This is a genomic window from Cronobacter muytjensii ATCC 51329, from assembly GCF_001277195.1.
GTDB classification, from domain to species: Bacteria; Pseudomonadota; Gammaproteobacteria; order Enterobacterales; family Enterobacteriaceae; genus Cronobacter; species Cronobacter muytjensii.
This window is the reverse complement of sequence record NZ_CP012268.1, coordinates 1,126,299-1,139,554: the sequence shown is the minus strand read 5'-3', so window position 1 is coordinate 1,139,554 and position 13,256 is coordinate 1,126,299. Positions and strand designations below refer to the sequence as shown.

The following is a 13,256-nucleotide window of genomic DNA, read 5'->3' as shown; positions in this document are numbered from 1 at the left end:
GCCTGTTCAATACGGGTGAACCATGGAACTCAGGAATATGTACGCCTGGTGACCTGTTCCGTTCGCCACAACGCGGATTCTCTCTGTCACGTATACTCACGCGAACGTGTTAAGGGGGCTCGCCGCCGCCCCCTTAACAATCCCGGCTCGCGGCCAAAGGGCAGCCGCAAAGGAAAACACACGGCATCGGCGGTGGCTTTTGTGGTTTCGTAGGGCGGGTAAGCGCAGCGCACCCACCGTTTACCTCGCCACACCATTTACCCCACCCACAAAAAACGCGCCCGCAGGCGCGTTTTCAATGCGTAACCACACCGCCGTCAGGCAATCGTCACTTTCTTGTCCAGATACACATCCTGCACCGCGTTAATGAGCTTCACACCGTCGGCCATCGTTTTCTTAAACGCCTTACGCCCCAGAATAAGCCCCATGCCCCCCGCGCGTTTGTTGATAACCGCCGTGCGTACCGCATCGGTGAGATCGGCCTCGCCGCCGGACGCGCCACCCGAGTTGATAAGCCCCGCGCGGCCCATATAGCAGTTCGCCAGCTGGTAGCGCACCAGATCGATAGGGTTATCGGTGGTCAGCTTGCTATAGACGCGATCGTCGGTATAGCCGAATTTCAGCGCGCTATAGCCGCCGTTATTCTCCGCCATTTTCTGCTTCACGATATCCGCGCCGATGGTCGCTGCCAGATGGTTGGCCTGACCGGTCAGGTCGGCGCTGGAGTGGTAATCCACGCCCTCTTTCTTAAAGCCGCTGTTACGCAGATACGCCCACAACACCGTCACCATGCCAAGCTCATGCGCGCGCTCAAACGCGGCAGAAATTTCTTCAATCTGGCGACGCGACTCTTCGGAGCCGAAATAGATAGTCGCCCCCACCGCCACCGCGCCCATATTGAACGCCTGCTCAACGCTCGCATACAGCGTCTGATCGTATTGCGTCGGGTAGCTCAGGGTTTCGTTGTGGTTAATCTTGACCAGGAAAGGAATACGGTGCGCGTAGCGACGCGACACCGACGCCAGCACGCCATAGGTTGAGGCCACGCAGTTGCAGCCCGCTTCAATGGCCAGCTCGACGATGTTTTTCGGGTCGAAATACATCGGGTTAGCTGCGAACGACGCGCCCGCCGAATGCTCGACGCCCTGATCCACCGGCAAAATAGAAAGATAGCCGGTGCCCGCGAGGCGCCCGGTGTTATAGAGAGTCTGCATATTTCGCAACACCGCCGGAGGCCGGTTGTTATCGATCATTACGCGATCGACATAATCCGGCCCTGGCAGATAAAGCTGGTCGGAGGAAATGGTCGTACAGCGGTGCTGTAACAGGCTATCGGCATCGTTGCCGAGCAACTGCGCAATATCAGTCATCATACGCTCCCGTAATTGTCGGCGGACGACGCCCGCCGGACGAAAAGATCCTTACCCACCCGCTAACCGGGCAGTCTAAGCCTGGTACTGAATAGCACAGATTGCCAGACCTGAGCGCATTTTCAGTTTATTCTGCTGGCACGGTTCACCACCATGCATGAAAATGATGGACAGGCCCGATCCCCTCCCCTACTTCCAGACTATCCGCCTGTTGCAGCGCTTTTGTCAGCCACGCTTTCGCCGCCGTCACGGTTTGGACCCAGTCATAGTGGCGTGGGTACAGCGCCGCCAGCGCGCTGGAGAGCGTACAGCCGGTGCCGTGCGTGTTTTTCGTCGCCACGCGCGGCGCAGTAAAGCGCGTGGCGCCGTCGCGGGTAAAGAGCCAGTCCGGGCTTTCGGCATCATTGAGATGGCCGCCTTTCATCAGCACCGCGCCGCAGCCGAGCGCCAGTAACGCCTCGCCCTGCTGGCGCATCTCCGCCTCGCTGCGGGCGTGGGCGGTATCAAGCAGCGCCGCCGCCTCCGGCAGATTTGGCGTGATAATCGCCACCTGCGGCAGCAGCCGTTCACGCAGCGTACGCACCGCCGACGGGCTCAGCAGCGGATCGCCGCTTTTCGCAAGCATCACGGTATCCAGCACGATATTGCGCACCCGGTAGCGCGAGAGCCGCTCCGCCACGGCCTCAACCACGTCCGTTTCGGCCAGCATGCCGATTTTAGTGGTGTCGATACGCACGTCGCTTAGCACCGAATCGAGCTGGGCGGCGACAAACGACGGCTCAATGCGGTACACGGACTGCACGCCGCGCGTGTTCTGCGCCACCAGCGCGGTGATGACCGAGGTGCCATAAGCGCCCAGTGCCGAAAAGGTTTTCAGATCCGCCTGGATACCCGCCCCGCCGCTCGGGTCGGTGCCAGCGATAGTCAGCGCGTTAATGCGTTGCATGGTGACCTCCGAACGCCTGCGCATGCAGGCTGTCGAGCAATGCGGACGCGAAACTGCCCGGCCCCTTCGCGACAGCAAGCGCCTGTTCGCCCGCGCGCTTCATCAGCCAGCAGGCCGTCGCGACATTCTCAAGACGATCGCCCGGCAGCGCACAGCAGGCGGCCACTACCGCCGAGAGCGCGCAGCCGGTGCCGACCACGCGCGTCAGCATCGTGGTGCCGCCGTTGACCGCCAGCATACGCTCGCCGTCGGTGATGTAATCGACCTCGCCGGTCACCGCGACGACGGCGCCGCTGCGACGAGCCAGCACAGCCGCGGCTTCACGGGCGTGATGCGCGCTCTCGGTGGCATCAACGCCGCGTCCGCCACGGCTCACACCGGCCAGCGCGAGGATTTCCGATGCGTTCGCGCGGATAGCCGCGGGCCTTTGCGCCAGAATCTCATGCGCGAAGTCCGTGCGAAGCGTCAGCGCGCCGACCGCGACCGGGTCGAGCGTCCAGGGCGTTCCCGCCGCACGGGCGCTGTCGATAGCCGCGCGCATTCCCTGCTGCTGCGGGCGCGTGAGCGTACCTAAATTAATCAGCAGGGCATCGGCGATGGCCGCGAACTGCGCGGCTTCGTCGGCATCCACAACCATTGCGGGCGAGGCGCCCAGTGCGAGCAGGACATTAGCCGTGAAATTTTGCACCACATCATTAGTGATGCAATGAACCAGCGGAGCGTGACGGCAAAGTTGAGTGACAACAGGCGCGGCATGGGTGCCGCAAAGCAGGTCAGAAGACATGATTCTCTCCTGCCAGGCGCGAAGACGGGATACCGGACAGGCATCTGACTTCCCTACGCTGGCATTATCCAGATCAGGTAATACGGGTATTTCTCAGCCTTCACGCAGAAGGGCACCCCGAGTCAAATCAATTACAAAACAATGAGTTACACACAAACAAGTTGTAAGTTCTTAGTGTAACCGGGGCCGTAGGCAGGGTGCAAGATTTTTCGATTTATCACAGCAGTTATCACACTCGAAATAGCTGCATCACGTAATCAAGCGCTTTAATGAGTTCATCCGCTTGTATTCCGCTTAGGGTGTACAAAGCGTAGGAAAGTGGTCATTGTCGCAAGCTTCCAATTACTGGCCCTGTCCGGCATTGCCTTCTTCACGCAAGACAGGAGCAAAAGACAAACAACGCCAGTAAAAGGGAGAAAATACTAAAGACCAAAAACGTCACAACATAACCGTATAAGCAAGGTTTTCAGATTTGCCAGAAACTTATGTTGATATTCTTGATGTTCCAGACTTAACTAATGCTTTAGCTGCGTTCTTTTTACGTGCCAGGTTAATAATATATATTTATTGGGTGTCATTGCTTCAATCTCCAATATTAAATTGGGAAGTAATTAATTTACTATAGCCTTAGCTCAGGAAGAGCAAGCCAACCCCCTGACGGGGGTTTAGTTAGCTTTCGCGGGAGCCTGGAGGGGCGCAACGCTCCCCGTATAACTGCTGTGTTAAGCGATGCTATACATAGCTAAGGCTATAAAACATCAATTTTAATACCGATATAATCATTACAATAACGTTAAATTTAAATATTAGAGCAGTATTTCCCTAAAACATTTCCTATACCTAAGAAACTTACAGTTTCCTACAAGCTTCACTCTAAGAACAACAGACCGCTAGTAGAAGAAGAGGGAAAGAAAGTAGTATATGAAAATTATTAACCTTTCTTTGGCCTTCCTTATCGGTTCTCTTTTAATGTTCTTCCTCTTATCGTCACTCTCATACTGTGGTTTTTTAAAGCCAGAGCGCTAACAACTCTACATCTTACCTCTGTGCATATGGACGATCACACTACCAATATGTATTTATCTGCTATAAACGCATATCGTTTTTATAAGGTATTTTAATAACGTACTAGTAAACCAAGTATATTGAGAATAGAAATCACCATCGTTAATCCAGCTTTGTCTTTCATTCGAAATATCTTTTCAATACTTCTCGTTTTTAATACAACGAAATATTCATCAACCAATACTTTTTGTGATCTACGTCAAAATTGTAATCGTTTCCATACGGGATAGTTCGCTTCATAAATTAAGTGCGTTTCTTTAATAGAGACAAAGCCTGTTTAAGGCGCTTGCAAGCGAAACCGCTTTCAATAAATCAATAATGTTAATGGTGATGGTTAAAATGAAAACTTCAAATGTGAAAACTGTAGTTGCTGTTGCTGTACTTGGCGCTATCGCGGCTTCATCTGTTAATGCCGCTCAAACTCAATACGGCTACGAAACTGTAAGCGCTAATGCTTCACAGCTTAACGCGCAACTGAATCATATCAGCCGTTTTAACAGCGCCATGAATCAGGCTGATAACGCTCCTGATTCTGTTTACGCTCCGGCTGGTCATGCTCATGGGGTGTTGTATCCTGTATTGGCTCCGCATAAAGTTCCGACTGCTGCACCTGATGCTATTCCGGGCAAACAACCGATGCCTGCCATTGTTAAACACGATCCGAATGGCATCCCTGTACCGTCTAAAATTCCTGCCTATAACAAAGCTCCGGCTCCGCTGGCTATCTACGGCACACCGTCTAAGATGCCTGTTCCTCCGGCTCATATGGCTATCCCTCAGCCACTGCCGCAAGCTACTCCTGACAAAATGCCTGTACCGCTTAAAGTTGTAGCTCCTGCACCACTGGCTATCTATGGCGCTCCGGTTAAACAGCAACAAGCACCAGTAATGCAAATGGTTAACCTCACTCCAGCTAAACAACCTGTAGCCACGCCAACTAAATTACAAGTTGAAGTCATACCGGTAAAACAGAGCTATGTAACTGATAAAGTGATTACAGACACTATCAACCCTGTTACGCCATATACTAATAATGAAGTAATAACCAATGTTAATAAACCGACACATGTTATTACTCCGGTAGCTGCTCCGGCTCAACTGGTTAAAGCTGAAACTACCAGTGAAACTATTGTGACCACGAACAAACCTGCCCGTGTTGATACTCCAGATGTTTCGGCTCCTTTAGTGAAAAGTGAGCCAACGACTAAGGAAACCATTACACAGTTAACAAACCAGATCATATTGATACTCCGGTTGTAAACACTACATTGGTCAAAGCTACAACTACTAGTGAAACAATCTATCCGAAGGTTGAACAACCAAAACTGAATATCGTTCAGGTTGATAATACCAAAGCTATTACTTCTACTGATGTCATTGAAGATAATGCTAAAAATGGTATTGCAACCACTAACAAACAAGAGATTGTTATCTCTGCAAAACCATCTAAAATAGCGACTACTAAAACTACCTCAAATAACGCTTACTCAAATAGCGTATACGCTCAACAACAAGCCGTAGACGCTCAAACTGCAGCCGCTGCTAATAAATCTGCTGTAGCTAATGTTAAAGCTCGTAGTGAAGCTAATAGCGCTGCTGTTCAGTCTCACGCTAACACACTGGCTAATCATGAATCACGGATCACGGCGCTGGAGAGTGAGAGTAATAACGCTTTCCGTAGTCTGAAAAGCGATGTTGAGTCTAACCGTAAACGCGCTGCTGTGGGGATTGCTTCTGTAGCTGCAATGTCTAACATCCCACAAGTAACCGACTCTCAAAACTACTCTGTAGGGGTTGGTGTTGGCAGCAATGATGCAGAAGGTGCTGTAGCTGTTGGTTTCTCTGCTCGGGTCTCTGAGCATGTAGTAACTAAAGCTTCTGTAGGTGCTGGATCTTATGGCGGTGCTACTGTAGGCGCGGGTGTTTCCTTCGGTTGGTAATCAAATCTTACGCCTCAATAATGGGGCGTATAGATAAGAAGTCTGTCTGGCACTCTTGGTGTGGATTTGTCAGTTACATAGCGTTGGACCGGCTTCTTTTCTATATTCTTTTGATGAAAGCAAACATGATTAAAAACATCCTTCTTTCTGCTCTCGTTTCGCTTGCATTAGTGCTTACTGGTTTTTGGATAGGCACCATGTATGATTCTTATATTTCATACGATAATTCAAACTGTATGAATGACTAGCTTAAATGTAACTTTGAATCTGGTCATATTAATAGTTGAAATGATAATATTAATAGTGATAGTTGAGGTGTTCAAATGAAAAAGTTAACCTTGCTTGCGATAATTGTAACTCTGGCTGGCTGTTCTTCTGCTGCTGATCGTATGGCTAAATGTGAAGCACAGGGTATTAGCCGAGACACATGCTATCTTGCAGAGCAAAACAGACAATCGAATATCTATGCTGCTGCTGAAAAACAAGCCCTTGATAATGCAGCTAAACAATATGCACAATCAGTTCACAAGCACTTACCTGAAGGATGTACACAAGTGCAAGATGCTAATGGTGAATGTGATGTAAAAGCGCCTCAAGCAAGTGGAAGTTATAAGCAGATTGCCAGTGAAGCAGATCATGTAATGAATAAACCTATTTCTGATGCTGCTGAATACTTACTTTCCAAAGGTTGGAAGCCTGACAATGGAGAGTGGCATAAAGGCAATTATAGTTTACGTTTGATAGTTGAAAATGAAGTGGTAGTAAATAGTCAATTAATAAAGTAATGATTTAACAGCCCTGCTATTATGCAGGGTTTTTATATAAGGCGCCATACCTAAGGTAATTATTTTTGATTTGTTAATTTCAAGTGCTGTCTATTCTGCCACAGTTAATTGTTAAGGAACCACTGTTATTTATAATGATGTCACGATGAAACAATAAGACAATGGATTGTTCTGTTAAGCTTCTCCTGAAATTCTTTCTGGCGCTTTTAGCTTCGAAAAGATGTAAAGCCCGGATGAACCCGGCACGTCGTTCTTCGCAGCCGCTGCGCTAACGCCACTAATATCTTCGTTAATCCCCTGGCGAATCCGCCCTGCGCCGATTGCTATCCGCTTCATTTTTTTATACATAATTAGCCTTGCCCCACGGGCGATGGCGCTGGAAGATGGCGGCCTGACGGTAACAGAAATCAACGGGGCGCGGGCCCTGACATGTGGAGAAGGTATGTTGAAAACCAGAATGATCGTAGCGGGAGTGCTGTTGATGTCGGTGGCTTCTGCATTCGCCGCAGACGGTGTAAAACCGAAAACCATTGATGGCTATGAGGTAAAAGAGTTTATCTCCGATTCGCGTAAATTCACCATTGGCGACGTGGTGCCGGATCTCTACCGGACCGAACAGTACAACATTAAACAGTGGCAAATTCGCAACCTGCCCGCGCCGGAAGCGGGCACCCACTGGACCTACATGGGCGGCTACTACGTGCTTATCACCGACGCCGAAGGCAAAGTCGTGCGCGCCATGAACGGCGACATCTTCTATCACCGCTAACGCCCTCGCCTGAAACGCTTGCGGGGTTTCAGGCGCTTTTCTCTCCCTCCCGGAATCCAGCGAACAACCCCCCTTAATAACAGGAGTGGCGAAAAAACACGCCGCTCGTTACACTCGCTCTACCTATTAACCTGATGAATATAAAAGGAGGACTCTTATGCTGTGCTGTGAATTGTTTGACTATTCACATCATTTTGGCGATCGCCAGAGCTCAGGCATCACCGGTATCGTGCTGCGATAACTGGACCCTGAGCGAAGATCTCATCACCTAATCCCTTCCCAGGGCTTACCAGATTATCGTCAGCGATGTTTGACGAGGCGTTTCTGCGCCTGAAAATTCTGAGTAAGCGATGAGCACATTACTGACTGCGCAATCTCTGCGTATTGATTCTCCGTTCGGCCCGGTGCTGAACTCTGTCTCTTTCACCCTGAAAAAAGGCGACCGTATCGGGCTTATCGGCCATAACGGTTGCGGGAAAAGCACGCTATTAAAAGCGCTGGACGACACAATTTCGCCTGCCGAAGGCGTCGTGACGCGCGCGGCGCGATGCCTGCTGGCGCGCGTGGAGCAGCATCTGCCCGGGATGCTGCATCATCAGACCCTGCTGGAGGCGCTGCTGGCGCGGCTGCCTGAAACCGAGCGGGAAAGTAACGCCTGGCGGGCGCAGGCGCTGCTGGCAAGCATGGGCTTTGCCGAATCGGCCTGGACGCTGACCGCCGGATCGCTGAGCGGTGGTCAGCATACCCGGCTGTTACTGGCGCGCGCGCTGATTGTCTCGCCCGATCTGCTGTTGCTCGACGAGCCTGGTAACCATCTCGATCTGCCCACCCTGCTGTGGCTGGAACAGTTCCTGTCGCGCTGGAACGGCAGCTTTATTCTGGTCTCCCACGACAGCGCGCTGCTGGACAGCGTCACCAACCGCACCTGGGTGTTGCGCGACGGCCAGTTGCACACGTTCGATCTCCCCTGCACTGCCGCACGCGCGGCGCTCTCGGCGCGTGACGACAGCGACGCGCTGCGCCGTAAAGCGGAGCAAAAAGAGATAGATCGCGTCACGGCCAGCGCGAAACGGCTGGCCACCTGGGGCCAGGTGTATGACAACGAAGATCTGGCGCGCAAAGCCAAACAGATGGAAAAACAGGTCACGCGTCTGAAGGAGGAGCAAACCGAACTGGCGCAGGGCAGCCGCTGGCAACTGACGCTTGCCGGCGACGCGCTGGCGGCGGATCGTCTGCTGGAGATGGAAAACCTGGCGGTCAGCGCCGCGCCCGGCACACCGACGCTCTTTACCCTGCCGCTCGCGCGTATTAAAAGCGGCGATCGTGTGGCGCTGCTCGGCTATAACGGCTGCGGCAAATCGTCGCTGCTGCGCCTGTTGTGGCGGCAGTGGCAGGCGCAGGCGGCCACACCGGGCGTTACGTTTCATCCGCGCGTGTCGCTCGGGTATTACGACCAGTCGCTGTATCAGTTGCCTGACGACGCCACGCTGCTGGAGGCGCTGTCGCCATTTGCGCCGGAACTGCAAACGCGCAAGCTGGCGCTCATCAGCGCCGGTTTTCCGTGGGCGCGCCACGGGCAGCAGGTAAGGACGCTCAGCGGCGGCGAGCGCTCACGCCTGCTGTTTGTCGGCCTGTCGCTTGCGCGCTATTCGCTGCTGATGCTCGACGAACCGACCAACCATCTGGATATGGAAGGCAAAGAGGCGCTGGCGCAGACGCTGCAAACCTTTGAGGGCGGGCTGCTGCTGGTGACGCACGACAGGACACTGCTGGAGGCGAGCTGTAACCGCTTCTGGCTTGTTGAAGATGGCGTTCTCAGCGAGTGGCATAATATGGAGGCGCTGCTGGCGCGACTGCGTAAAGCGCCAGCGGCCACGGAGGCTGCCCCGGCGAATGCAACCCCTGCTCTGGAAACGCCGGAGCCAGAGCACGACACGCATCTGCTGGAGCGGTTAGTCGAGCTGGAAGCGCGGCTAACCGCCGATCTCGCACGCAAACCGCGTCATCAAAAACCCGCCTTACAGGCGCAGTGGCGTCAGGAGATAGCGCATATCAGCGCCGCGCTGGGGCTGGAATAAACCAAAAGGCCGCCCTGGCGGGCGGCTTTTTTATGTGGCGGTAAGTACTATGACGTTTTCCCTGTCACAGGCTCTGTTACTGCTTTATTTCATTGAACTGATGTGTGTGCAAAGAAGTTTGTTCGCGCAAGATACGATTATGCAGGCCAAGCGCAATCGTTTTAACGAAGGATTCGCTATTAACACAACGTACGCTAAGCGCCATTAATGTTATTCCCGACAGTGACCCGAAAATATTCCAGCGCCCGACATCACCAGGCGAGTGAAGAGATAGCATGACACTAATAAAAAAAATCAGGCTGGCCAGAAGTGCAACAAAAATGAGTCCCAGATAAAGCTGTAACGCGCGTAAATATCCCCTTGCTATCCACATCATTGCTGGAATTATCAGCAGGCAAAATAGTAAGTTAGTTATCAACATACCAATAATAAAGGTGGGTTCTGGCAACGACAGGCTATGCGAAACAGCCACCCAAAAATAAACTTGTGGAATGGCGAAACTTACTACCGACAACGCCATGCTGAAAATTAAGGGAAAACCAAAGCGTTGCCAGCCCATTGGCAAGCTCACTTTTTCTTTAAGTTGCGCCTTAAGTAACTCAAGTGCGTCTGTTCGCCTGGTTTTAAGGCCATTTTCAACAAAACGGCCCAACTCAATGCTTTGTTTTAAATAATTAGACATCCTTGATCCAACGACTCCCTGCCAGTGAAAACGACTGGATAAGACCAATAACAAACTGGCCGGATTTAGGTAAATTTTGCGGATTTCTGATAGTACCGGAAACGGCACTCCCAGCAAAAGCAGAGGCATTATTAAATGCTTTGATTAATTCGTGTTGCAAGCTCTTTTGTAAGGCTTCAGTAGGGTATCGGCTTGGATAAGCACCCGCCTTAATTAACGCTTTAATCCCATCATTAGAAATACCGGGATTTCTATTGCGTATGATCTCAATAGTTATTCGTTTACGTTCATGCCTGCTCAACGTCCTGAGCCAGTCAAGGGCTTTCGCTGAGGAACCTGTTTTCATCGCCATATAGGCTTTTATTGTACTTCTCAGAGCAACGCTTGCTCCAGCAATAGATATTATATCTAACGCTGTCATCGTAGAGGTATACCAATCCTGAGAATCTAACCAGGCAACATTTTCCTCATAACCGTATCCCATCGCGAATAAGCGACCGACACCTACTGCGCACTGGAAACCTGTAGCAACTGTCCCTGCAGTCATAATTCCCGCGATAATACCTGTCGCCCCTGCAGTAAAAGGAATGACGAGCGTTGCACTTACTGCGATAAATGCTGTCGCAACTAACGCTCCACAAGATATTGCCGTAGAAGTTATTTCTGTTGTAAGTGAAGGAGTCTGCAACGTTTTTGTAACTGCTTTTGCCGCATTCTGGGGTGATATATCATTTACTTTAGTAACAATGACATGGCTTACCGTAGTCTGATTTGGCGTCGCGATACGTCGTGAAGGTCTTACAAGCCATTCGCTGATTCCGTTGGAATAGATGATCCCTACGCGGCTAAAATCACGTGTACGAGCCAGTTCTTTTGCTAACGCATCAAAATCAAAATCGACTAAACCCGGACCGCCCCATGTTACTGGCTTAGTGAAAGAAGGGAGATTGTCAGGTGATTTCATCCCTGATAAATAATCTGACATGGCTTTTCCTTGCAGGGTTTGTGGTAGTGAAAGGCTATAAATTTATCCCAACAAAAAAATTAAGAATATTCTCAATAAAAGCTATGTGATTCTTTTATGTGAGTTATCTCATAGCTAAAGTTAAACGTCAGCAGGCAGTTATCGTTCCATACGAATAAACCAAAAGGCCGCCCTCACGGGCGGCTTTTTTTATGAGACAGAGTGCGAGATCAGGCAGAGAGGCGGAATTTCTGCACGGTGCTTTGCAGTTCTTCGGTCTGGCGCTCCAGCGCAGCCGCGGCGGCGGAAACCTGTTCCACCAGCGAGGCGTTCTGCTGGGTAACGGTATCCATCTGCGTGATGGCAAGGCCCACCTGCGAGATGCCCTTGCTCTGTTCTTCAGAAGCAGAAGCAATCTGCTTAATGATGGTGCTGACGTTGGAGACGCCACGATAGATTTCAGCCATCGAATCGCCCGCCGCGTTCACCAGTTCAGAACCTTTATCAATACGTTCGACCGATTCGGTGATAAGCGTTTCGATTTCACGGGCTGCCTCGGCGCTGCGGCTCGCGAGGTTACGCACTTCGCCCGCCACGACCGCGAAGCCGCGCCCCTGTTCGCCCGCGCGCGCCGCTTCAACGGCGGCGTTGAGCGCCAGGATGTTGGTCTGGAACGCAATGCTGTTAATCACGCTGGTAATGTCAGCAATTTTCTTCGAACTGCCGGAGATCCCCTGCATGGTCTCAATAACGTTCTGCGCCAGCTGGCCGCCTTTACCGGCGTTTTCCGAGGCAGCATGCGCGAGCTCGCTCGCCTGACGCGCGTTTTCCGCATTCAGGCGCACGGTGGAGGTGAGTTCCTCCATGCTGGCGGCGGTCTGCTCCAGCGCGGCGGCCTGTTCTTCGGTACGCGAGGAGAGATCGTTATTGCCGGCGGAGATTTCCGACGCGCCGCGCCAGATATTCTCGCTGCCGTGGCGGATGGCGCTTACGGCTTCACGCAGCTGATCCTGCATCGCGGTCAGCAGCGGCACCAGTTTCCCGACACAGTTGCGACCAAACGGCTCGACGGGCTGGCTGAGATCGCCACCGGCGATCAGGGTGAAGTGGTTGCGGATTTTCTCAAGCGGTTTGACCAGCAGCGCCACCAGATAACGGTCGGTCAGCAGCAGAAGCAGCAGGCCGATGATGACCGCGATGATAATGACCGTTTTGGTGGTGGCGGTCATGCTGTCGACATTTTCACGCGTGGCGTCAAGCTTGCTGCCTGCCGCGGCGTTGAATTTCTCGGCGCTCGCGCCAAACGCGCGGCTGAAGACCGGGGTCACTTTACCCGCATGGGCGCGGTACGCCTCTGGCGTGCCTTCGCGCGCGAGCTTCATCTGCGGGATCACGCCTTCATCCAGCAGCTTTTGCCAGTCGGCGATCACTTTCTGCGACACGGCCGGATCGAGCGGGCCCGGCGAGAGTTTTTTAAACTGTTCGAGCTGGCGCGTCATGCTGTCGAGCGCCTGCTGGACGGATTCAAGGGCTTTGGCGTCCGGCGCGCCGTTCTCCATTGCGCGGGTTAAGCGGGTGACGAAGCGGAAATACTGATCGTTACCTTTGCTAAGTACGGTCATTTGCGACACCAGCTGGCGGTCCACGCGGTTGCCGTCGGCCATCGCCGAGAGCGAATAGACGCTGTAGACGCCCACGGCCGCCCATAACACGCAGAGTACGCCGAGCACCGTCAGCATGACGGCGCGGATGGAAAAGTCTTTAAGCAGGCCCATCAAGAAATCCTCATTTTTGCCTGGTACGGATATATCCTCCGTTATCGGCAAGCGAGGAAAAAGATGTACAAAACGGCGGTATTTATTTTACCGCCGTG

Annotated in this window: 12 protein-coding genes and 1 riboswitch; of the genes, 5 read left to right on the top strand and 7 right to left on the bottom strand. The window is 52.3% G+C overall.

The features are described 5' to 3' along the window. Window positions 1-317: 317 nt before the first annotated feature. The 3 genes from fbaB to thiM form a co-directional block, all read right to left on the bottom strand. The gene (gene fbaB, locus AFK63_RS05250) at window positions 318-1,370 is read right to left on the bottom strand and encodes a class I fructose-bisphosphate aldolase (RefSeq protein WP_038861891.1); all 1,053 of its coding nucleotides are present in this window, start codon (window positions 1,368-1,370) and stop codon (window positions 318-320) included. Between the two features lie 145 nt (window positions 1,371-1,515). After that, window positions 1,516-2,316: a bifunctional hydroxymethylpyrimidine kinase/phosphomethylpyrimidine kinase gene (thiD, locus tag AFK63_RS05245; RefSeq protein WP_038861890.1), complete on the bottom strand. Its 801-nt coding sequence runs from the start codon at window positions 2,314-2,316 to the stop codon at window positions 1,516-1,518. Next, window positions 2,303-3,100, bottom strand: a complete 798-nt coding sequence (gene thiM / locus AFK63_RS05240; protein ID WP_038861888.1) for a hydroxyethylthiazole kinase — start codon at window positions 3,098-3,100, stop codon at window positions 2,303-2,305. Before thiM ends, thiD begins: the two co-directional genes overlap by 14 nt. 33 nt (window positions 3,101-3,133) lie before the next feature. Then, a riboswitch (TPP riboswitch) is annotated at window positions 3,134-3,230 on the bottom strand. A 1,253-nt stretch (window positions 3,231-4,483) separates the two neighbouring features. Between thiM and AFK63_RS21150 the strand changes: the two genes are divergently transcribed. From AFK63_RS21150 to AFK63_RS21535, 3 genes are all read left to right on the top strand, one after another. Then, window positions 4,484-5,425 carry a hypothetical protein gene (locus tag AFK63_RS21150; RefSeq protein ID WP_144420886.1) on the top strand — a complete coding sequence of 314 codons (942 nt, stop codon included), beginning with the start codon at window positions 4,484-4,486 and terminating at the stop codon, window positions 5,423-5,425. 8 nt (window positions 5,426-5,433) lie between these two features. After that, a complete protein-coding gene (locus AFK63_RS21145; protein WP_071603653.1) occupies window positions 5,434-6,105 on the top strand; it encodes a YadA C-terminal domain-containing protein in 672 nt (223 codons plus the stop codon). A gap of 323 nt (window positions 6,106-6,428) precedes the next feature. Next, on the top strand, window positions 6,429-6,890 hold the full coding sequence (locus AFK63_RS21535) for a hypothetical protein (RefSeq protein WP_174514618.1): 462 nt from the start codon (window positions 6,429-6,431) through the stop codon (window positions 6,888-6,890). A 174-nt stretch (window positions 6,891-7,064) separates the two neighbouring features. Here the strand turns inward: AFK63_RS21535 and AFK63_RS21400 are convergent, their stop codons facing one another. Continuing rightward, window positions 7,065-7,238 (bottom strand): hypothetical protein, encoded by a 174-nt coding sequence (locus AFK63_RS21400; protein ID WP_155884330.1) that lies wholly within the window; start codon window positions 7,236-7,238, stop codon window positions 7,065-7,067. Window positions 7,239-7,332: 94 nt separating this feature from the next. Between AFK63_RS21400 and AFK63_RS05230 the strand changes: the two genes are divergently transcribed. Both AFK63_RS05230 and AFK63_RS05225 read left to right on the top strand, forming a co-directional pair. Next, a complete protein-coding gene (locus AFK63_RS05230) occupies window positions 7,333-7,659 on the top strand; it encodes an RcnB family protein (protein ID WP_038861885.1) in 327 nt (108 codons plus the stop codon). A 350-nt stretch (window positions 7,660-8,009) separates the two neighbouring features. After that, a complete protein-coding gene (locus AFK63_RS05225; protein WP_038861884.1) occupies window positions 8,010-9,737 on the top strand; it encodes an ABC-F family ATP-binding cassette domain-containing protein in 1,728 nt (575 codons plus the stop codon). 76 nt (window positions 9,738-9,813) lie between these two features. Here the strand turns inward: AFK63_RS05225 and AFK63_RS05220 are convergent, their stop codons facing one another. The 3 genes from AFK63_RS05220 to AFK63_RS05215 all read right to left on the bottom strand — a co-directional run bounded on the left by AFK63_RS05220 (window position 9,814) and on the right by AFK63_RS05215 (window position 13,158). Continuing rightward, window positions 9,814-10,419, bottom strand: a complete 606-nt coding sequence (locus AFK63_RS05220; protein ID WP_038861882.1) for a hypothetical protein — start codon at window positions 10,417-10,419, stop codon at window positions 9,814-9,816. After that, window positions 10,412-11,404 carry a hypothetical protein gene (locus tag AFK63_RS20195; protein WP_071603652.1) on the bottom strand — a complete coding sequence of 331 codons (993 nt, stop codon included), beginning with the start codon at window positions 11,402-11,404 and terminating at the stop codon, window positions 10,412-10,414. The genes AFK63_RS05220 and AFK63_RS20195 overlap by 8 nt, the downstream gene beginning before the upstream one ends. A 209-nt stretch (window positions 11,405-11,613) precedes the next feature. Beyond that, window positions 11,614-13,158, bottom strand: a complete 1,545-nt coding sequence (locus AFK63_RS05215; protein ID WP_038861878.1) for a methyl-accepting chemotaxis protein — start codon at window positions 13,156-13,158, stop codon at window positions 11,614-11,616. Window positions 13,159-13,256 lie beyond the last annotated feature (98 nt).

Coding starts and splice junctions, on each gene's coding strand:
- AFK63_RS21150 (WP_144420886.1), top strand. CDS start 4,484: ATGTTAATGGTGATGGTTAAAATGAAAACTTCAAATGTGAAAACTGTA.
- AFK63_RS20195 (WP_071603652.1), bottom strand. CDS start 11,404: ATGTCAGATTATTTATCAGGGATGAAATCACCTGACAATCTCCCTTCT.
- AFK63_RS21535 (WP_174514618.1), top strand. CDS start 6,429: ATGAAAAAGTTAACCTTGCTTGCGATAATTGTAACTCTGGCTGGCTGT.
- AFK63_RS05215 (WP_038861878.1), bottom strand. CDS start 13,158: ATGGGCCTGCTTAAAGACTTTTCCATCCGCGCCGTCATGCTGACGGTG.
- thiM (WP_038861888.1), bottom strand. CDS start 3,100: ATGTCTTCTGACCTGCTTTGCGGCACCCATGCCGCGCCTGTTGTCACT.
- fbaB (WP_038861891.1), bottom strand. CDS start 1,370: ATGACTGATATTGCGCAGTTGCTCGGCAACGATGCCGATAGCCTGTTA.
- AFK63_RS05225 (WP_038861884.1), top strand. CDS start 8,010: ATGAGCACATTACTGACTGCGCAATCTCTGCGTATTGATTCTCCGTTC.
- thiD (WP_038861890.1), bottom strand. CDS start 2,316: ATGCAACGCATTAACGCGCTGACTATCGCTGGCACCGACCCGAGCGGC.
- AFK63_RS05220 (WP_038861882.1), bottom strand. CDS start 10,419: ATGTCTAATTATTTAAAACAAAGCATTGAGTTGGGCCGTTTTGTTGAA.
- AFK63_RS05230 (WP_038861885.1), top strand. CDS start 7,333: ATGTTGAAAACCAGAATGATCGTAGCGGGAGTGCTGTTGATGTCGGTG.
- AFK63_RS21400 (WP_155884330.1), bottom strand. CDS start 7,238: ATGTATAAAAAAATGAAGCGGATAGCAATCGGCGCAGGGCGGATTCGC.